This is a genomic window from Ruegeria sp. AM5, assembly GCF_056540645.1.
In genome coordinates this window covers 164,670-184,772 of sequence record NZ_JBQFXC010000001.1, presented here as the reverse complement: position 1 = coordinate 184,772, position 20,103 = coordinate 164,670, and the positions used below count along the sequence as shown (strand labels likewise).

At 57.0% G+C, this 20,103-nt stretch carries 20 protein-coding genes and 2 tRNA genes; 11 read left to right on the top strand and 11 right to left on the bottom strand.

The window, feature by feature from the left end; genetic code table 11:
- Positions 1-61 precede the first annotated feature (61 nt).
- The 7 genes from ACR0AH_RS00925 to ACR0AH_RS00895 all read right to left on the bottom strand — a co-directional run bounded on the left by ACR0AH_RS00925 (position 62) and on the right by ACR0AH_RS00895 (position 7,356).
- Positions 62-358, bottom strand: a complete 297-nt coding sequence (locus ACR0AH_RS00925; protein WP_170396287.1) for a hypothetical protein — start codon at positions 356-358, stop codon at positions 62-64.
- 35 nt (positions 359-393) lie between these two features.
- Positions 394-939, bottom strand: coding sequence for a sarcosine oxidase subunit gamma family protein (locus tag ACR0AH_RS00920; RefSeq protein WP_170511881.1), 546 nt, complete (start codon positions 937-939; stop codon positions 394-396).
- The gene (locus ACR0AH_RS00915) at positions 932-3,865 is read right to left on the bottom strand and encodes a sarcosine oxidase subunit alpha family protein (protein ID WP_480589931.1); all 2,934 of its coding nucleotides are present in this window, start codon (positions 3,863-3,865) and stop codon (positions 932-934) included. Before ACR0AH_RS00915 ends, ACR0AH_RS00920 begins: the two co-directional genes overlap by 8 nt.
- A complete protein-coding gene (locus ACR0AH_RS00910; protein ID WP_170396281.1) occupies positions 3,862-4,125 on the bottom strand; it encodes a sarcosine oxidase subunit delta in 264 nt (87 codons plus the stop codon). Before ACR0AH_RS00910 ends, ACR0AH_RS00915 begins: the two co-directional genes overlap by 4 nt.
- Before the next feature lie 55 nt (positions 4,126-4,180).
- Positions 4,181-5,434 (bottom strand): sarcosine oxidase subunit beta family protein, encoded by a 1,254-nt coding sequence (locus ACR0AH_RS00905; protein WP_170626613.1) that lies wholly within the window; start codon positions 5,432-5,434, stop codon positions 4,181-4,183.
- A 196-nt stretch (positions 5,435-5,630) separates the two neighbouring features.
- A complete protein-coding gene (locus tag ACR0AH_RS00900; protein ID WP_170396277.1) occupies positions 5,631-7,061 on the bottom strand; it encodes a Glu/Leu/Phe/Val family dehydrogenase in 1,431 nt (476 codons plus the stop codon).
- Positions 7,048-7,356, bottom strand: a complete 309-nt coding sequence (locus ACR0AH_RS00895; RefSeq protein ID WP_480589928.1) for a hypothetical protein — start codon at positions 7,354-7,356, stop codon at positions 7,048-7,050. Before ACR0AH_RS00895 ends, ACR0AH_RS00900 begins: the two co-directional genes overlap by 14 nt.
- 129 nt (positions 7,357-7,485) lie before the next feature.
- Here ACR0AH_RS00895 and ACR0AH_RS00890 point away from each other — a divergent pair, with 129 nt between their 5' ends.
- Genes ACR0AH_RS00890 through ACR0AH_RS00880 form a run of 3 tightly spaced genes read left to right on the top strand, consistent with a single transcriptional unit; the run spans position 7,486 to position 10,398 of the window.
- Complete coding sequence (locus tag ACR0AH_RS00890) at positions 7,486-9,201, top strand: Tad domain-containing protein (RefSeq protein ID WP_480589925.1); 1,716 nt, start codon at positions 7,486-7,488, stop codon at positions 9,199-9,201.
- Positions 9,198-9,815, top strand: coding sequence for a TadE/TadG family type IV pilus assembly protein (locus tag ACR0AH_RS00885; RefSeq protein WP_170396272.1), 618 nt, complete (start codon positions 9,198-9,200; stop codon positions 9,813-9,815). Before ACR0AH_RS00890 ends, ACR0AH_RS00885 begins: the two co-directional genes overlap by 4 nt.
- On the top strand, positions 9,802-10,398 hold the full coding sequence (locus ACR0AH_RS00880; protein ID WP_170396270.1) for a hypothetical protein: 597 nt from the start codon (positions 9,802-9,804) through the stop codon (positions 10,396-10,398). The genes ACR0AH_RS00885 and ACR0AH_RS00880 overlap by 14 nt, the downstream gene beginning before the upstream one ends.
- Here the strand turns inward: ACR0AH_RS00880 and ACR0AH_RS00875 are convergent.
- The gene (locus ACR0AH_RS00875; protein ID WP_480589921.1) at positions 10,395-10,865 is read right to left on the bottom strand and encodes a hypothetical protein; all 471 of its coding nucleotides are present in this window, start codon (positions 10,863-10,865) and stop codon (positions 10,395-10,397) included. The genes ACR0AH_RS00880 and ACR0AH_RS00875 overlap by 4 nt on opposite strands.
- A gap of 159 nt (positions 10,866-11,024) precedes the next feature.
- Between ACR0AH_RS00875 and ACR0AH_RS00870 the strand changes: the two genes are divergently transcribed.
- Positions 11,025-11,936, top strand: coding sequence for a pirin family protein (locus ACR0AH_RS00870; protein ID WP_170733427.1), 912 nt, complete (start codon positions 11,025-11,027; stop codon positions 11,934-11,936).
- A gap of 7 nt (positions 11,937-11,943) precedes the next feature.
- On the opposite strand, the gene ACR0AH_RS00865 is transcribed toward ACR0AH_RS00870, so the two are convergent.
- On the bottom strand, positions 11,944-12,531 hold the full coding sequence (locus ACR0AH_RS00865; protein WP_170422345.1) for a TetR/AcrR family transcriptional regulator: 588 nt from the start codon (positions 12,529-12,531) through the stop codon (positions 11,944-11,946).
- A gap of 100 nt (positions 12,532-12,631) precedes the next feature.
- On the opposite strand from ACR0AH_RS00865, the gene ACR0AH_RS00860 reads away from it, so the two are divergent.
- The 7 genes from ACR0AH_RS00860 to ACR0AH_RS00830 all read left to right on the top strand — a co-directional run bounded on the left by ACR0AH_RS00860 (position 12,632) and on the right by ACR0AH_RS00830 (position 18,466).
- Complete coding sequence (locus tag ACR0AH_RS00860; protein WP_170396262.1) at positions 12,632-12,880, top strand: hypothetical protein; 249 nt, start codon at positions 12,632-12,634, stop codon at positions 12,878-12,880.
- Between the two features lie 128 nt (positions 12,881-13,008).
- A complete protein-coding gene (locus ACR0AH_RS00855) occupies positions 13,009-14,295 on the top strand; it encodes a homoserine dehydrogenase (RefSeq protein ID WP_480589918.1) in 1,287 nt (428 codons plus the stop codon).
- A gap of 71 nt (positions 14,296-14,366) precedes the next feature.
- Entirely contained in the window at positions 14,367-15,350 is a 984-nt protein-coding gene (gene glpX / locus ACR0AH_RS00850) for a class II fructose-bisphosphatase (protein ID WP_170422349.1), read from the top strand.
- Positions 15,351-15,440: 90 nt separating this feature from the next.
- Positions 15,441-17,183: a single-stranded-DNA-specific exonuclease RecJ gene (recJ, locus tag ACR0AH_RS00845; protein WP_480589915.1), complete on the top strand. Its 1,743-nt coding sequence runs from the start codon at positions 15,441-15,443 to the stop codon at positions 17,181-17,183.
- A 109-nt stretch (positions 17,184-17,292) separates the two neighbouring features.
- Positions 17,293-17,367 (top strand) — tRNA-Glu (locus ACR0AH_RS00840).
- Positions 17,368-17,388: 21 nt separating this feature from the next.
- Positions 17,389-17,463: transfer RNA gene (locus ACR0AH_RS00835), tRNA-Glu, on the top strand.
- Positions 17,464-17,674: 211 nt separating this feature from the next.
- The gene (locus tag ACR0AH_RS00830) at positions 17,675-18,466 is read left to right on the top strand and encodes an inositol monophosphatase family protein (RefSeq protein ID WP_480589912.1); all 792 of its coding nucleotides are present in this window, start codon (positions 17,675-17,677) and stop codon (positions 18,464-18,466) included.
- A gap of 4 nt (positions 18,467-18,470) precedes the next feature.
- On the opposite strand, the gene ACR0AH_RS00825 is transcribed toward ACR0AH_RS00830, so the two are convergent.
- Both ACR0AH_RS00825 and ACR0AH_RS00820 read right to left on the bottom strand, forming a co-directional pair.
- Positions 18,471-19,037, bottom strand: coding sequence for a histidine phosphatase family protein (locus tag ACR0AH_RS00825; protein WP_480589909.1), 567 nt, complete (start codon positions 19,035-19,037; stop codon positions 18,471-18,473).
- Positions 19,038-20,099, bottom strand: coding sequence for an ABC transporter ATP-binding protein (locus ACR0AH_RS00820; RefSeq protein ID WP_480589907.1), 1,062 nt, complete (start codon positions 20,097-20,099; stop codon positions 19,038-19,040). It lies immediately after the preceding gene.
- Positions 20,100-20,103 lie beyond the last annotated feature (4 nt).

Here is a 20,103-nt window from a genome sequence, read left to right as displayed (position 1 = left end):
TGAAAACGCGCGCCAAGGGGATGGCGCGCGGTTGTCCACAGAGAAATGATCTGACTGTGGATTATTGTTGTAAACACAACTCCAGCCACGCAGCTCCGAGATCCTTCTTACGCACGTCGCGCATCTTCTGCTCATATACCCAAGGCGTGATCAGCGGAACAGCGGCATTGTAGTTCTCGGGCCAGGTAGGACCACTGTCGGCCACCGCCTGCGCCACATCGCGTTCCTTGACCCGGTCAAGTCGTGCTTTCTGTATCGCTGCAACAACGTCGGCCTGATACTTGCAGCTCTGTTCCTTGGTTTCCTGTGCAACCACTGGCGTGGCCAGCACGGCCGCAACGATAGCGATACGCAACATGGGGATCTCCGAAGATTCGTTTCTTTCAGCGCAGCTTACCCGCGCGCGGCGATGCCTTCCATCGCCCTTTTCAAATCGTGAACCAGTGTCTCAGCCATGGATCGGAAGACCATGATCTGAAACGTGTTCTCCCCAACGCGCGTGATCGAAGCGGTCATGTGGAACAGCAGGGTCCGGGCGGAGTGGCCGCGTTTGAAGTTCGCCTTACGCAGATCAATAGGCACTACGCGCGCCAGTACGTCTTCGACATCAGCACCCTCTAACCGGACCACAGCCCAGGCATCTGATTGGTCCACAATGGCCGCATTCTCGGTCAGGGTCGCATCAGGAGACGGCCCGATCAGCATCGCATGCGCCGGGCCGAACCAGATCGCCCGCGCGCCAGCCTTACCCGTTGCGCGATTGGCCGATGGATAGGCCATCCCGTGCGCTGCTTTCAAAGCTTCGGATAGCGCCTTTTGCTTACCCTTGAAAGGTGAGATCGAATGGATCGCCCCTACATCCTCTTCGCTGAGCGTTACTGAGCCGATTGTCAAAGGCAGCAACCCGTCGCAGGGTGTTTTGGCGGTCAGATTATCCACGGACGCGCCCTCCTTCTGGGTCAAAGAAAACCGGGTTCACCACTTCACACAGGGTTGTCACGCCGCGCAGATGATCGACCATTTTCACGATTTCTCCATACCTCTCAGGCCCGTCCGCCAGGAAGCCCAAGCCCAACATCGTTTCCAGCGTCGGGGAATAACACACGGAGGTCAGATAGCCCTGATCATTGATGCGCACCGGCTCGGCCTCTTCCCGGTAAAGATGCGCACCCGCCAGCAATTCCTTGCTTTCGCCAATGGGTTTGAGCCCGACCAACCGCTCGCGCCCCGGCTCTTCAAGCCCTGGACGTTGCGACATGGTTTTGCCGATGCAATCCTTCTTCTGCGACACCATCCGACCCATGCCTATATCATAGGCAGTTGTCCGTCCGTGGATCTCGGAATGCGTAATAAAGCCCTTTTCGATGCGAAGAACGTTCAGCGCTTCCATCCCATAAAGACCACCGCCCAGTGTCTCAGCCCGCTCGGTCAAAACATCGAACAGGCTCGCGCCATAGCGCGCAGGCACGGCGATTTCATATGCATGCTCGCCCGAGAACGAGATCCGGAACAAACGCCCCTGCACACCCAGCACCGAGATCGATCCGCAAGCCATGAAGGGCCAGCTTTCTTCATCAAGAGGTGTGTCCAGCAGATCGTTCAACAATTCACGCGATTTTGGTCCGGCCACGGCAAACTGTGCCCACTGTTCAGTGACCGAGATGCACGAGACATCCAGATCAGGGCGCAGACCCTGATGAACGAATTCCAGATGCTTCATTACATCGCCAGCACCTGCCGTGGTGGTGGTCATCAGGTAATGCGTCTCTCCCAGCCGCGCGGTGGTGCCATCATCCATGACGAATCCATCCTCACGCAACATCAGGCCATATCGCGTTCGGCCAACTTTGAGGGTCGAGAACATGTTCGTATAAACGAAGTCCAGAAACGCCCCCGCATCCGGCCCCTGTATGTCAATCTTGCCAAGCGTCGAGACATCGCACACCCCGACGGCCTGACGCACCATGTTGACCTCACGGTCACAGGATTGCCGCCACGTGGTTTCTCCACCCTTTGGGAAATAGCTGGGGCGATACCACAACCCGGCCTCAACCAACGGAGCTTTCCGCGCTACGGTCGCTTTGTGCGAAGTGATAAAGCGTTGCGGCTTGAAACCCTTGCCTTCAGCCCCAGCACCCAGCGCGGCAATGGCGATAGGAGAATACGGAGGGCGGAACGTCGTGGTTCCGGTTTCGGGTATCGCGCGCCCGGTGACGTCCGCTAGAATGGCCAACGCCGCCACGTTCGAATTCTTGCCCTGATCCGTCGCCATACCTTGCGTCGTATAGCGCTTCATGTGCTCGACTGACCGGAAGTTCTCAGTCGCGGCCTGTTTGACGTCTTTCACTGTAACATCGTTCTGGAAATCCAGCCACGCGCGCCCTTTGCCGGGAACGGCCCAAAGCTGCGTGATCTCGTATGGCGTATCCTCAGCCTGCGGTGGCACAGTCTTCGAGGCCTTGTAGCCAAGATCGCCGAGCACGCCTTTGGCTGCCTCAATCCCTTCACGAAGGCAGGCTGTAGTTGAGAAAGATCCATTGCACGCACCCGCTGTCACCATGCCCGGCACGGCCCCCGGCGTTGGCACAAAGGCCTCGATCTCACGCTTCCAGATCGGGCGGCTATTCATGTGACACGTTAGATGAACCGAAGGATTCCAGCCCCCTGTCATGGCAAGGCAATCCGTGTGTATCCGTTCTTCTCCACTGGCGCGGCGCACTGTAATCGCCTCCAGCCCCTTACGGCCCGAACTGTTACAAACTTGCGCCCCGCGTAGAACCTCGTAATCGTCAGACAAGGGCGCGTCATGGCGGCTATCGATCACAGCCGCCACATGGACACCAGCATCCAACAAATCACGAGCAGTGCGATGGATATCGTCAGTATTTCCGAAGATCGTCACATTGCGGCCCGGGCTGACACCCCATCGGTTTAGATACGCCCGCACCGCGCCAGCGGTCATGATCCCCGGGCGATCATTGTTGCGGAATGCGACCGGGCGCTCCAGCGCGCCTGCCGCCAGAACTGACCGCTTGGCCACGATCCGCCAATAGGTTTCCAACGGCGCCCCGTTGGGGCGGTGATCCGTATGGTGAAAAACGCGTTCCAACGCCGCAAAGGTACCTTGGTCATAGGCACCTGCGATAGTGGTCCGGGTCATGATGCGGACATTGTCCATCGCGGCTAACTCGGCCAGCACTTCGTCAACCCAAACGGGACCCGGTTTTCCGTCGACCTCATAGGTCTCGGCCAGCAGACGCCCACCCACGCGACTGTTTTCGTCGGCCAGAATGACGTCCGCGCCGGCACGACCAGCGACCAGTGCGGCCATCAGCCCCGCAGGCCCTGCCCCGATAATCAGCAGATCGCAAAAGGCATAAGCGCTTTCGTACTTGTCGGCATTGTCTTCGCCCGACAGTGCTCCCAATCCGGCGGCACGTCGAATAATCGGCTCGTATAGCTTTTCCCAGAAGCTTTTCGGCCACATGAAGGTTTTGTAGTAAAAACCCGCGCCCAAAAACGGGGAAGCCAGATCGTTGATCCCCATCAAATCGACACTCAGGCTGGGCCAGCGATTCTGGCTGCGCGCTTCAAGTCCCGGATAGATCTCTTGCATCGTGGCGCGAATATTTGGTTCTTGACCTGCGCCTGCCCCCACGGTCATCAGCGCATTCGGCTCTTCGCTGCCTGCGCTCAGCACACCCCTAGGCCGGTGGTACTTGAACGAACGCCCCATCAGTCGTACGCCATTCGCCAAAAGCGCTGAGGTCAGGGTGTCGCCCGCATAGCCGCTATAGCTGGCACCATCGAAAACAAACGGAATCGACTGCGTACGATCGATAAGACCCTTTCCATCGATCCTCATGCCCGCTCCTCCGATGCCGGCTGCGCGTCGATCATCTCATGCGTGACCGTGTTTCGTGTGACCACGATCCATGCACCGCACCCGCCTTCGTGATACCAAAGCTCTCGTGTCGGCCCTGCCGGGTTTTCCCGTTGGTAGACAAAATCATCCCAAGCCGCCTCACCGGCATCCGGGGCCGGTCGGTCCAGATCCACTGCCGCCCCGCGATAATAGAATTCGCGCCGATCCCGCTCGCCGCAATATGGACAGGTGATCCTCATAGCCGCGCGCCCTTCTTGATCTTTTCAATAATACCCAAATCCAACATCGCGCCCCTCAATGCAGATTGTGCTGAGAGCCCTTGCCCTCTTCATCGATAATCCCGCGCCCGGTGCGGAAACGATCCAGTCGGAAGCCGGTGGCATTCTCGTGATACCGATCCGTCGCAATCAGATGCGCAAACACATTCCCCGAACCCGGAACCGCCTTGAAGCCACCATAGTTCCAGCCGCAATTGAGATAGAGCCCATCAATATCCGTTCGGTCTATGATCGGAGAGCCATCGGGCGACATATCCATGATCCCGCCCCAGGATCGCAGCACCCGCGCCTTGCCGATCATCGGCATCAGCGCCATCCCGGCCTCCATCACGCTTTCGACGGTAGGTAAATTACCTCGCGCCGCATAGGAGGCGTAAAAATCCAGATCACCACCAAAGACCAGACCGCCCTTATCTGACTGGCTGATATAGAAATGCCCCATGCCAAACGTCACCACATGATCGATGCAGGGCTTCAGACCCTCGGTCACGAAGGCCTGCAAGACATGGCTTTCAATCGGCAGCCTCATTCCAGCCATCGCCGCCACCTGACCTGAACGCCCGGCAGCAACCATCGCCACCTTCTTGGCCCGGATCGGCCCACGCGAGGTCTGAACACCGCGCACCACGCCATTCTCGATATCAATACCAGTCACTTCGCAGTTCTGGATCAGATCCACGCCGCGCTGGTCCGCTCCGCGCGCATAGCCCCAGGCCACTGCATCGTGTCGCGCTGTACCTCCGCGCGGGTGGTAGAGACCGCCATACAGAGGGAACCTCAGGTCATCGAAATTCAGATAGGGCACCATCCGCCTCAATTCATCGCGATTGAGCAGGATAGCATCGTCTCCCTGACTGATCATCATGTTGCCCCGGCGCGCAGCGGCATCACGCTGCCCGTCCGAATGGAACAGGTTGATGATCCCGCGTTGCGAATGCATGACATTGTAGTTCAGATCTTGCTCAAGACCTTCCCACAGCTTCAATGAGTGCGAGTAGAACTCGGAATTGCCCTGCAAAAAGTAGTTCGCGCGCACAATGGTGGTGTTGCGCCCGACATTGCCCCCACCGATATAGCCCTTTTCCAGAACAGCGATATTGGTCAGACCATGCTCCTTGGCCAGATAATAGGCCGTGCTCAACCCATGACCCCCACCACCGATAATGACGATGTCATATTCGGATTTGGGCTCGGGCTCGCGCCAGTGCGGCGTCCAGCCTCTATTGCCGGTCAGGCCCTCTTTCAGGACGCGCAAGCCGGAGAAACGCATTCAGAACTCCCTACAGGTGTGTCGGCATCAAACCAACTTCACCCAGCAGTAACAACGCCAGAATCCGGTTCCACTCCTGTTTTCGACGAAAACTTGTCGCTGGGCGACTAATCCATCCACTCAGACGACTTCGGCCGAAATGAAAAGTGGCCAACCCGATGGTTGGCCACTCAAGAATCTTCTGTTGTCTGGGCGCTCAGAGGCCCTTGGCGCGATAGCTTTTTGAGACGCGGTCGATCGCAACGATATAGGCCGCCGTGCGCAGATCGTCGACATCAGCGCGATCATGCCAGACTTCGCTCATCGACTGATAGGCAATGCGCATCGTGTCATCGAGACCCGAACGCACCAGCTCCAACTCGCCCGCACCCTTGAGGTACTTCGCCTTGAAATCCGGTGACATCGACCAGGCATCACCCAGATACCGATCCAACCGTTCCAGTTCGCTGACGATCAACTCATGCCGAGCTTCTTCCTGACGCCGCTGCATCCGGCCAAAACGGATGTGGCTGAGGTTTTTGACCCATTCAAAATAGGACACGGTCACACCACCGGCGTTTGCATACATGTCAGGAATGATCACCGTGCCTTTCTTGCGCATGATCTCATCCGCACCCGCCGTGACAGGCCCGTTGGCGGCCTCGATGATCAGTGGTGCCTTAATACGTTCGGCGTTGGATAGGTTTATTACCCCCTCCAGCGCCGCCGGAATCAGGATGTCACACTCGGCTTCAAGTACCGCGCCACCCTCGGCGGAATGTGTGGCGTCGGGATAGTCCTTCACGCCGCCATGCTTGACGATCCACTGCCGCACGGCTTCTACGTCGATGCCATCGGGATTGTACAGTGCGCCATCCCATTCGATGATGCCGACCACACGCGACCCGTCTTCCTCGCTGAGGAACTTGGCTGCGTGATAGCCCACGTTACCCAATCCCTGCACGACGACGCGCTTTCCGTCCAGCGTGCCTGACAAGTTCGCCTTCTTGACGTCTTCCGGGTTTCGGAAGAATTCGCGCAACGCGTATTGGATGCCGCGCCCGGTTGCTTCGACCCTGCCCGCGATGCCCCCCGCGTTCAGCGGTTTACCTGTCACACAGGCTCGCGCGTTGATATCGGTCGTATTCATCCGCGCATATTGGTCAGCCATCCACGCCATTTCGCGCTCGCCGGTTCCCATATCGGGCGCAGGGACGTTCTGAGATGGGTTGATCAGATCGCGCTTTGCCAGCTCATAGGCAAAACGACGCGTGATCTGTTCCATCTCATGTTCTTCATACTGGCGAGGATCAATGCAAAGGCCCCCTTTCGAGCCACCAAAGGGCGCTTCGACCAGTGCACACTTGTAAGTCATGAGCGCAGCGAGCGCTTCGACCTCATCCTGGTTCACCGCCAAGGCATAGCGAATGCCACCCTTTACCGGCTCCATATGTTCCGAATGAACCGAACGATATCCGGTAAAGGTGTGGATCTGCCCCCGCAGACGCACCCCGAACCGAACGGTGTAGGTGGCATTACAAACCCGTATCTTCTCTTCTAGCCCGGGCGGCAAATCCATCAGAGACGCCGCTCTGTTGAACATCAAATCAACACTCTCACGAAAGCTGGGTTCTTTAATGCCGGTCATAAAATCCTCCGTGCCGGTAGACGAGATACGTCATGACTTTTTGTCGCACTGCTTGCCAAATACCGCAATCAGTAACTGCACGTATTTTCATCAGTTTGTGAACTTTACTTTTCAGCTCCATTGGTGAGTCGGGCGTTAACGAAAGCCGCGCGATTGTCCAAAGGCGCGAAACAAAACCACCAATAACACCGGGAATAACGCTGAATCTCGTTAAAAACGAGCAGCATAGTGTCCACTGCGCCCAAATCTCGCCACGATCCGTGGGTAAATTATTAAAGTTGCGAAGTGCTGGCATCAGTGTGTCTGATCGACCGAGGAACCAATTATGCGCAAGTTTGATTTGAAGGCCCAATTCAACCGTCTCTGCCGCGAAAACAGTTGTTCGCGGCACTTGCGGCACTTTGTTTCTTCGACAGAAGGCACGATGACGATCCTTGCCCTTTTCCTGATCATGATAGTCTTCACCGTGGCCGGGTTCGCGGTCGACGTCATGCGGTATGATCGCGAAAGGGTAAGGCTACAATACGCACTTGACCGCGCGGTCCTTGCCGCAGCTGACCTGGACCAAGAGCTTTGCCCACGGGTCGTGGTGAATGATTACATTCGCAAAGAAGGTTTCGATACGGATATCATCAAAAATATCAAGGTCGAACCCGAGACATGCACGACAAACGACGACGGAACCGTGACTCAGGTTGACGAACTTGAAGGCAAACGGAAAGTCGAAGCCAGCGCCGATATGAGCATTGAGACACATTTCATGAAATGGAGTGGCGTCGACTACATTGATACAACCGCCACCAGTATCGCCGAAGAATCGATTGGTAACGTCGAAATTTCCTTGGTTCTGGACGTGTCGGGTTCAATGCGCGGGACAAAACTGACCAACCTCAAAAGTGCAGCTGAGGACTTTATCGATGAAATGATCCTGAAATCTGAGGATGGTAGATTGTCGATCTCGATCGTGCCCTACTCGGAACAGGTGTCGGTGCCTGACTATCTGATGAATGCTTTGAACACGACTGGAGCAAATGAACGGGCCAACTGCATCGACTTCCAAGCTTCGGACTTCACAACAACCGATTTCAACTATTACGACATCGTGGACGCCGGCGGTAACATCATCACCAAAGGGGACTACGTCCCTCAGACTCTTCACTTCAAGGACAATGGTTCCAGCGACAAAAGGTTCAGCGACACGCTGGTAACCAGCAATACCTGCCGCCTTGAAACCACCACCGATCGGCGAGAGATGACTGTAATCCAGAACGACCCCGACATTCTGAAAGGCCAGATCCAGAACCTCGTGGCAAGCGGCTGGACTTCAATCGACGTGGGCCTCAAGTGGGGCCTGACCTTGCTTGACGATAGCATTCAACCGCTGATCGCACAGATTGCGGACAGTTCAGAAATTCCGGACTCGTTCGACATTCGACCAGCCCCGAACAAGACCACTGACACCCTCAAAGTTCTGGTGTTGATGACGGATGGTGAAAACACTTATCAGCACAAAGTGAATCCGCCATATCATGACGGCCCTTCGGACATCTATTGGAATGAAAGCGCCCAAACCTATTCCATCTACGATGAAGTTTACAACGATTGGGCCTGGCCGAACGTCGCAGAGACGATCAGGGAAGACGACAAACGCTGGAAACGCGATAGGTATCAGGATCATGCGCATGGCACGGGATCCTACAGAAGATATCGCTGCACCAATTATTCTGATGGTACTTGCCATAGCTGGAATGAGAATGACTATCGCGACTACGACGAAAATGGAGAGGTTCCCGTTCGGTTGGATTGGCCTGATGTCTGGGCGCACACTGAAAAAAACAAAATTCGGGATATGTTGCGCCATGCGTGGGGCTGGGATCGCGGCAATGAGTTTGCCAACAAATCGACAACCGAAATTGGCCCTTCGACAAAAAATCCAAACGTTGTAGATCTCTGCGTTGAAGCAGAAGAAGAAAATGTCATCATCTTCTCGATCGCTTTTGAGGCACCCTACGGTGTTAAGCAGATGCTGAAAGACTGCGCGATCAAACCTGCCCGTTACTATGAAGCGACCGGCAATCAGATTGAACGCGTCTTCGATTCAATCAGCACCTCCATTCAAAACCTGAGGCTGACCCAATGACAAAGACACTGCGGAATCGGCTTCGGAGATTTCGAAAGAATGAGGATGGAAACTCGTCTATCGAGTTTATCTTCTGGTTTCCATTCTTCCTGTATGTCGCTTATTCAGGCATGGATCTGGGATTGCAGTCCTTCCACCATGCCGATCTTGAACGATCTCTGGATATGACAATTCGGGAAGTCCGGCTTAATCGCCTTCCTGAAGGGGAAGATGAATGGGATCACGCGCTGCTGAAGAAAATGATCTGTGACGAAGCGCTGATAACCAATTGCTCGGAAAACCTCGCGCTCGAGATGAAGTCCATTGATCCGCGGGTCGGCAATCAGTTGGATCCAACCCCCTATTGCGTCGACACTCCGGAGACAATTCGTAAGCCGGACGAAGTTGTTTTTGAACAAGGGACTTCAAATGAGCTTATGATTATCCGCGCCTGTCTTGAGGTTTCACCTGTTTTTGGGCTTTCGATGCTGAGCGGCATTGCGAAGCAGGACAACGACGGCCAATGGGAATTGCAGGCGACGACCGTATTTGTTCATGAACCATTTGGTGGTTCATCAGCTGATCCTGACGATTCATCTGACACAACAGTGGATGTGGCCGATGCCTCGAATTAACAAAGAGAATCGCAACCTTCCCAAGGCACTGCTGAACCGCTTTCTCAAACGAGAAGACGGCGCCTTATCGGTCGAGGCAATGCTGATATTGCCGCTGCTGTTCTGGTCAATGTTTGCGTCTTACACCTATTATGACAGCTATCGCCAAAGCGCGATCAACATCAAAGGAGCCTACGCAGTTGCGGATGTGCTCTCACGCGAAGCTGAAGATGTTAACGCCGCGTATATCAACACCATGTACGACCTTCTGGAAAACATGGTTGATACCAGAGCACCGGTCTCGATGCGTGTGACCTATCTGACCTATGATGGTGATAACGATCTCCACGATGTTCTATGGTCCTGCGTGCGGGGCACTGGATATCAGAAATGGACCGACGCAGAGATCGTGAAAATCAAACAACGGCTTCCGGTAATGCCTGATAACGGCTCAATGATACTGGTCGAAACCAACAATACATACAAAGCGCCATTCCAGATGGCATTCAAATTTGCTGACTTTGAAATGGATAATCTGGTCTTCACACACCCGCGTGTTTTCGACCAGATCGTCAATACCGACCCTGCTTGCTTGGGTGTCTAACTCTTTTCAGCAAGCATCGCCGACAGCATTTCCGACATGTATTTGGTCTCGGCGGCGGCTGTCATGCCGCCTATGCCAATCCTTCGTCCGACACGCCACCAAAGACCGGGCGCCCACTGGTTTGAGCTTCGTGCATGAGTGGTTACCAAGAAGCCATTTGATGGCTTAAATGCGAACACGCCCCGGTCTACGCCTTCGACATCCTCGATATTGCAGATCACCTGCCCCGAGCCTGTGCGCAATTGGGATTGGGTCAGCTCGATCCTGTCTTCGGTCGCGTACCACATGCGACGGGCCAACCAGAACGCGGCTGCCCCGGAAACCAGTAAGAAGACCTGCCAGCCAAACTCAGGCGGCGATGCCAACGCGACGTAAATGACCAACGCCCCGACCGTGACCAGCATCCCTACCCCAGTCCAGCGCCGCGGTGCCGAGGCCGCGACCGTAGCCAGCACTTCTTCTTGCATATTGTTCTCCTGATTGTCCGCCCGCTTTAACCGCTTTGATACGCAAAGGACAGCACCGCGTCACCTGTCTGAGCATCTTCGCACAGCTTCAGTGTTCCTGCGCAAATTGACTGCCTCAGGCCGACGCATAAGTTCCGGTCTAAGGATCAGGAGGCTTTTATGTCACTCAGACCAACTTTGGAATTCCGCAAGGCGGTCCCGACAATGGAAGGCGCGGGCGTCAAATTGCACCGGGCGTTCGGGTTTCAGGACCCGTCGGAACTGGACCCGTTTCTGCTGTTCGATGATTTCCGGAATGACAACCCATTGGACTATATGGCCGGTTTTCCGTGGCATCCGCATCGGGGCATCGAAACGATCACTTATGTCCTGTCCGGCACAGTCGAACACAGCGACTCGCTGGGCAATAGCGGCACGCTGGGTGCCGGAGATGTCCAGTGGATGACCGCCGGGTCGGGTATCCTACATCAGGAAATGCCCAAGGGGTCGGCCAGCGGTCAGATGCATGGGTTCCAGCTGTGGGGCAATCTGCCATCAGATCAGAAAATGGCCACCCCGCGCTATCAGGACGTTCAAAGCACTGATATTCCGGAAATCATCGATGATGATGGGACAAAGGTCCGTGTGATTGTCGGTACATTCTGGGGACGTACGGGCCCAGTGGACGGTATCGCTGCCGATCCGCAATACCTGGATATCAGCATACCGGCAGGGGTGAAAAAAACCATTCCGATCGACACATACCGCCGGGCCTTCGCCTATATCTTTGAAGGCAGTGCTGCCTTTGCTGATGCGTCTCAGCCAACCGGTGTTCTTTTGGAAAAAGAAGTTGCCGGGCAAGAGGTCAACATCCGCGACATGTCAGGCGACAGGACGTTGGTTCGGTTCGGAACCGGAGATGAAATCACGGTTCAGGCCGGGCCCGAGGGTGTGCGGTTTCTTTTGATCTCGGGCGCTCCGATCGATGAACCCGTGGCGTGGCATGGCCCGATCGTGATGAACACTCAGGCGGAATTGCAGCAAGCGTTTCGGGAGTTGCGGAACGGCACTTTCATCCGACCTGCCCACTAAGGGCGGGTCAGGCGGTGACTGCTTTGCGGACCATGTCCCAATACACCTGCTCGACCTCATCCAGCGACAGGCGGCCACCGCTGCGATACCAAGTGATCACACCATTCAGCATGGCAATCACCGCTAATGTGGCGATCTTGGTATCGGTGACCGAAAATTGACCCGATTGCTGCCCGTTACGCAGAATATGCTCTAACGAGTCCTCGTAACGGCGGCGCAGGGCCTCGATTTCGGCAAAATTTTCGGGGTTCAGATTGCGCAGCTCCATGTAAGCGATGAACACCTCGTCGGGACGCTGCAGGTGAAAACGGATGTGGAACCCGACAAACTGACGCAACGCATCTTGTGGATTATCAAACCGGTCGAGATCGTCATAGGCGGCCATCAGATCCTGCATGTGATCGCGCATCAGCCGAAACAGCAGGCTCTGCTTGTCGGGCGTGTAATTATAGAGTGCCCCAGCCTGCACCCCCACCTCCCCTGCGATCTGCCGCATTGAAACCGCGGCATAGCCATGACGGGCAAACAGCCCCAGTGCGGCCTCGCGAATGCGGGGGCCGGTGATATCGGAATGAGAACCTTGTGTACGCGCCATGCTTCGATCGTATCTGAACAGACGTTCAGATAGAACCCCGCTTGAACCATTCCGACAAAACGTGCATCACGGGATACACGCTGCGACCCGAAGGACTGCGATGAAGCTTTTGCTGCCCATTCTCTTTGTGCTGGCCACCGCCGGCTGCGCAAATATCCCTGAGTTGGAAGGCAGCGAAACCGCCGCATTGCGCAAGGCACCCTACCCCAAGCTTATTGCTTTAGATCCCGCCCTCGGCCCTCCGACCGATCCAATCAGCGAAGCGGAAGAGGTAGAAGAAGACCTGACAGCACGCAGCGAAGCGTTGGCGGAAAAGGCCGAAGCGCTGCAGAATGCCGAGATTAACTAGGATTTCGGTCACGCCACTAGCTCCAAAAGATTAGACGGATTGCACCCCTGCCTCGAACCCGCTAAGGCAGCCCGCAAAGGACACTTCGCCATCGCGGGCGGTATTGCGAGCAGAAAGGACCCAAGGGAATGACACAGGCGCTGAGGCTTGGAATTGCCGGATTGGGAACCGTTGGCGTGGGTGTGGTCAAAATTGTGCGTCGTCATGCCGATTTGTTGCACGCCCGCACCGGGCGTCGCATCGAGATCACCGCAGTTTCGGCCCGTGATGCCAGCAAGGACCGTGGCGTAAACCTCTCGGATTATGCATGGGAAACCGATCCCGTTGCATTAGCCAAACGCGAAGACATCGATGTTTTTGTCGAACTGATGGGCGGGGAGAACGGCCCCGCGAAAGCTTCGGTCGAGGCGGCGCTGACCAGTGGCAAGGATGTCGTCACCGCAAACAAGGCGCTGCTGGCGATTCACGGGCAGGAATTGGCGGAATTGGCCGAAGCCGCAGGGCGTGTAATTCGCTTCGAAGCGGCTGTCGCGGGTGGTATCCCGGTAATCAAATCTCTGACCGAAGGACTGGCGGGTAACGAGATCACGCGTGTCATGGGCGTCATGAACGGTACCTGCAACTATATTCTGACCCGGATGCAATCGCAGGAGTTGGGCTATAACGCCCTGTTCGAGGAATGCGCGCAGCTTGGCTATCTTGAAGCTGATCCTAATCTGGATGTTGGCGGCATCGACGCGGCGCACAAACTGGCGCTGCTGTCTTCGATTGCCTTTGGCACCAAGCCGAATTTCGACGGGATCGAGATCGAGGGCATTCAGCATATTAGCCTCGATGACATCCATCAGGCCCACGACATGGGGTATCGCATCAAGCTGTTGGGTGTAGCACAGCGAACGGCGCGCGGACTGGAACAGCGGATGCAACCCTGTCTAGTGCCGAGCAATTCTCCGCTAGGTCAGTTGGAAGGCGGAACAAACATGGTTGTGCTGGATGGGGACGCAGTTGAACAAATCGTTCTGCGCGGCCCCGGTGCCGGTGAAGGTCCCACTGCCAGCGCGGTGGTGGGCGACGTTTGCGATCTGGCGCGAGGCTTGCATATACCGACATTTGGCCGCCCGGCGACGACCCTACAAGACGCAGCCTCCGCCGTTACTGGCTTACCTGCACCCTACTATCTGCGGCTCGGTCTTCTGGACAAACCCGGTGCTCTGGCAAAGGTCGCGGCGATTCTGGGCGATGCTGGAGTCTCGATCGACCGGATGCGGCAGTATGGGCACACAGAAAGCACAGCGCCTGTGCTGATCGTGACCCACAAAACCACGCGGGCGACGCTGGACCATGCACTGGATGGCCTGCGCGCCACCGATGTGGTGGCCGGAGAACCCGTCGCCCTGCGTATCGAACAAGTCTGACCCCTTGCGGCCTATGCTGCGCGCAGGCTATGCCGGATAAAACGCCTTAGCTGACCAAAGGATATGCGAAGATGAACGCTGCCAAGATCGATTTCAACGACCGCCTGCTGTCTCTGGGCCTTGCACGGGTGGCAGAACAGGCCGCGCTGGCGTCCGCCTCTCTGGTTGGCCGGGGTGATGAGAAAGCTGCCGATCAGGCTGCCGTCAACGCTATGCGTGAACAACTGAACCTTCTGGACATTGAGGGTGTCGTTGTCATTGGTGAGGGCGAGCGTGATGAAGCGCCAATGCTCTATATCGGCGAAGAGGTTGGCACTGGTAACGGCCCGGGCGTAGACATTGCGCTGGACCCGCTTGAAGGCACAACCCTGACCGCCAAGGATATGCCCAACGCGCTGACCGTCATTGCCATGGGCCCGCGCGGCTCAATGCTACACGCTCCGGACGTATACATGGACAAACTGGCCATTGGTCCGGGCTTTCCCGAAGGTGTCGTAAGCTTGGACATGAGCCCGCGCGAGCGAGTTGAAGCGCTGGCCAAGGCCAAAGGCTGTGAGCCTGCGGATATTACCGTATGCATATTGGAGCGTCCTCGCCACGAAGCGATGATTGCTGAAGTCCGCGATACCGGTGCGTCGATCCGCCTGATCACAGATGGCGACGTCGCAGGTGTGATGCATTGCGCCGAAAGCGAAGTGACCGGCATCGACATGTATATGGGTCAAGGTGGTGCGCCCGAGGGTGTGCTTGCCGCAGCCGCGCTGAAATGCATGGGCGGTCAGATCTTTGGCCGCCTGTTGTTCCGTAATGACGACGAACGTGGCCGGGCGGCCAAGGCGGGCATCACCGATCTGGACCGTGTTTATGCGCGCGACGAGATGGTAACGGCGGATGTCATCTTTGCCGCTACTGGGGTCACCGGAGGTTCACTGCTGCCGCGCATCAAGCGGGAACCGGGTTGGGTTGAAACAACGACGCTGCTCATGCGATCAAAAACGGGCTCGGTGCGGCGGATGTCCTACCGCACGCCGATGTGGCCACACAACGAAGCATAGCGGCTTGCGCCAGCGCCTTCAGCAAGAGTATTCATAAAAGACCAAGAGGCCGGATCCCCAGGGGTCCGGCCTTAGTGCATGAGGTGAGATGTGGCATTTCTGGGCGTAGAGCAATCTCTGACGGGGCGACGCTGGATCGGACCGGGGATTGAGGTCGAGCGGTCAGCAGAAATGATGGCGCAGCAGACAGATCTGCCTCGCGCCGTCTGTCAGGTTTTGGCACGGCGCGGTGTACCGGTGATGGAGGCCGCCGGTTTCCTGGAACCCAAGTTGAAGGAACTGCTGCCCGACCCGCGATCGATGAAAGATATGGACGTCGCTGCGGCCCGGTTTCTACAGGCTGTGCGCAAGCGCCAAAAGATCGCAGTGTTTGCTGACTATGATGTGGACGGGGGCAGTTCGGCTGCGTTGTTGTTGGTGTGGCTGCGCCAGATGGGGCTTGCCGCGACGCTTTATGTGCCCGACCGGATTGATGAAGGCTATGGGCCAAATGTACCTGCAATGCAGGAACTGGCGGCTAGCCATGACCTGATCATCTGCGTGGATTGCGGAACGCTGAGCCACGAACCTATCGCGGCGGCGAAGGGTGCGGATGTGATCGTTTTGGATCACCATTTGGGTGCAGAAACCCTGCCGGATTGCGTCGCCGTGGTGAACCCGAACCGACAGGACGAAAGCGGCGATCTAGGCTATCTCTGCGCTGCTGCGGTGGTGTTCCTGATGCTGGTCGAGGCGGGTCGTCAGTTGCGTGAGGCCGGGGCCAAGGGGCCGGATCTGATGGCAATGCTCGATCTGGTGGCGCTGGCCACAGTGGCGGACGTTGCGCCGTTGATCGACGCCAACCGGGCGCTGGTGCGGCAAGGGTTGAAAGTGATGGCCCAAAGGCAAAGGCCCGGTCTGGTTGCCCTGTCGAATGTCGCGCGCATGGATACCGCGCCCAATAGCTATCATCTGGGGTTTCTATTGGGGCCGCGCGTAAATGCAGGCGGTCGCATTGGTCAGGCTGATCTTGGCGCGCGGCTGCTGAGCACGGACTCGATCACTGAGGCCGAAGCCTTATCCGAGCGGCTGGATGCCCTGAATTCGGAACGGCGCGAAATCGAAAACGCGGTCCGCGCGGCGGCTTTGGCGCAAGCCGAGGACCGTGGGCTGGATGCGCCGCTGGTCTGGGCCGCAGGCGACGGTTGGCATCCCGGCGTGGTAGGTATCGTTGCTTCGCGGCTGAAAGAGTCGGCAAACCGGCCCGCTATCGTGATCGGGTTCGACGGGGATGAGGGCAAAGGCTCGGGCCGTTCCGTCGCGGGCGTTGATCTGGGCGCATCGATCCAGCGTCTGGCTGCCGAGGGTCTGCTGGTCAAAGGTGGGGGCCACAAGATGGCGGCTGGCCTGACGGTGATGCGTGATCAGCTGGAGCCCGCGATGGCGCGGCTGTCCGAACTTCTGGCCAAACAGGGCGCAGGCCAAGGCGGCCCCACCGACTTGAAACTAGACGGGGCACTTATGCTCGGGGCCGCGACGGTTGATCTGATCGAACAAGTTGAAAAAGCAGGCCCTTTTGGGGCCGGAGCCCCTGCCCCACGCTATGCCCTGCCCGATCTGCAAGTGCGCTTTGCCAAACGCGTGGGCGAGACGCATCTGAAGCTGTCACTGTCGGACGGAATGTCCGGCGGGCTGGATGCCATCGCCTTCGGAGCCTTCGATGGCCCACTGGGTGAACGCCTGTCCAATCACGGTGGAGCGCGGTTCCATTTCGCGGGCCGGCTTGAGGTGAATACCTGGGGTGGGCGACAGAGCGTGCAGTTGCGGTTGGAAGACGCCGCAGAGGCTGTCTGATAGCCGATTAAACACCGCTTGGAAGCGGCCAAAAAAGTTTCGCAGCCTTGCGTTTTTCGTCTTGCGGGGGGGCAAGGTAAACCGTAAAAGGCCCTCCACAAGCCAGCGTGGCCCGTTCGTCTATCGGTTAGGACGCCAGGTTTTCAACCTGGAAAGAGGGGTTCGATTCCCCTACGGGCTACCATTTTGCTTGTCTGGTCTGGATGGCCCGTTCGTCTATCGGTTAGGACGCCAGGTTTTCAACCTGGAAAGAGGGGTTCGATTCCCCTACGGGCTACCATTTCCTTTACTGCTACATCTGTTCGCGGCGACGTATTCGTACAGCAAGGTATCTGGTTTGAGGCCCGCACCCTGTTCGAAGACATGAGATGCGGTTGAAGGCACGCCTGTCAATGGCGGCCCCGGACCGAGTTCACCAGCATTTGGTATTTGCCATTCCATCACCAAGCCTGCACAGTTTTGGCCAACAACAGATATGATTTGGATTCCCAATGGATTACCTCAAAGAACGCAAAGACTTCGCGATCGCGATCTGCAAGGAAGCTGGCACAATCGCCTCCAGATATTTCTCCGACCGGGGCGGTTTGATCGTCGATCAAAAAGGCGCACAGGATTGGGTCAGCGAGGCAGACCGGAATGTCGAAACCTTCATCCGCCAGAGGATCGCCGAGGCTTTGCCCAACGATGGCATATTTGGCGAAGAGCATGGTGAAACACAAGGCTCAAGCGGATTTGACTGGGTGATCGATCCAATTGATGGCACCACGAATTTCGTCAATGGCATTCCGGCCTGGACCATCGTTCTGGCGGGCGTCGCTGAGGAAAATACCGAGATCGGTGTAATCCATGACCCAAATATCAATGAGACCTTCGTAGCCTCGCGCGGAGGCGGGGCAACACTGAATGATGCGCCAATGAGGGTCGCTTCGGGTGTTGCGCTGCATCAAGGAACGGTGGCAGTGGGTTATTCGAACCGGGTGGATAACCGTAACATTGTTCCAATCGTCGCGAACCTGATCGAGCGTGGGGCCATGTTTCACAGAAACGCCAGTGGCGCGCTGTCACTGGCCTATGTCGCAGCGGGCCGGCTGCTTGGCTATGTCGAAGAACATATGAACGCCTGGGATTGTCTGGCTGGTCAATTGATGATCGCGGAAGCAGGCGGCGTGGTTGAAGATCAGGACGCAGGTGTAATGATCCGCAACGGCGGTCGGGTGATCGCTGGTACTCCGGATGTGTTTAATACTTTGCGTGAAATCTCTGAGAACGCATGGCAGGCCTGACAATCTAGTCGATTGAGCGCCATCCACTCAGCGGTTTAAGGTCCGTTAGATCGGCTTGCCAATAATGGCCTTGCCCGGGCTGGTCATACCCCCGATCGATAGGACGGCCCGACAAGGAGCACCACAGAAGGGTCCCGACGGCCCCATGGGTAACGATGGCGAGGTCACTGCCATCAAGCGTTTCGATAATCGAAGTCACTGCCTTGTGTATGCGCCGCTGGGCGGCAGCGGCAGTTTCCCAGCCGCGAAAACTGGTGTTGGGGTGGGCAAAGAAGGCATCAGCGGCCGCTTCGAACTCTTCCCGCGGAAGAAAACCGGTGGCGCTGCGGTCATTTTCACCAAGCGCAGCGTTTTGTTTTACTGACAGATTTCTAGGCGCCGACAGTATCTCGCCTGTATCGCGCGCTTTTTGTTCTGTGCTAGTCCAGATTTGGGTGACCTCAGCAAAGATTTCATCAGCGGCAAAAGCGGCAGCACGGCGACGACCCGTATCGCTAAGCCCCCAGCCCGTCACAGAGACGTTCGGGTCGATGGCGACTTCGGGGTGCGTGATGATCAGAAGCTTTGGCATCTATTCGGGCAAAAGGACCGGCCCCTTGTCGGCAAAGCCCATCCGGATCTCAGTGCCGGGTTCAAGCGGGGCATCCACATCGTCATGGACTGCAAAGACCTGACCGAACGCTCCGGTCAGTGTGTATTCCATGCGGACACCGACATAAGTTGCCTTGGCCACGGTGGCCGGAATTCCCTGTTCGGATCCGATCACGAGACGAGAGGGACGGATGGCAACGGTTGCAGATCCTTCGGGCACGCCGCGGGATGGCAATGTGTGGCGGTATCCCTCAATTTCGATCGTCGCCTCATCGCCTTCAACGGAGATGATCTGGCAGGCCAACAGGTTGGCCTCGCCAATAAAATCCGCAACGAAGCGATCATTCGGGGCATCGTAAAGCTGGCGGGGGGTGCCAATCTGGGCAATCGCGGCGTTCCGCATCACGACGATTTCGTCCGACACCGCCAGAGCCTCTTCCTGATCATGCGTCACATAGACGACGGTCAGACCAAGGTCCTGTTGGATAGCCCGGATATCTTCTCGGACCTGACGGCGCAGCTTCGCATCAAGGTTGGATAGCGGTTCATCGAACAGCAACACCTGCGGTTCCAGAACCAAAGCGCGGGCAACGGCGACACGCTGCTGTTGGCCACCAGACAGTTCTGACGGGAGGCGGCCGTCAAAACCTTTCAGGCCAACCAGCTCTAAACCGTCCAAAGCGCGGCGGCGGGCCTCGTCTTTAGCAAGACCCGAGAACGTGAGGCCATACATCACGTTCTCAAGCACGCTCATATGAGGAAACAGCGCGTAGGACTGGAACACCATGGATACGTCGCGGTCCGTCGCGGGCAGTTTGGTCACATCGCGATCCCCGATGGTGATCTTTCCCGAGGTGGCCATTTCGAGCCCTGCGATCATCCTCAGCGTCGTCGTCTTGCCGCAGCCCGACGGGCCCAACAGCGTGACCAGCTTTCCGGCTTCGACATGCAGGTTGATGTCGTCGACGGCAACGACATCCTTGCCAAACATCTTTGTCACGGACTCGAACCGAACCGGCGCGGCTTTGGACTGCAGGCTCATGTCA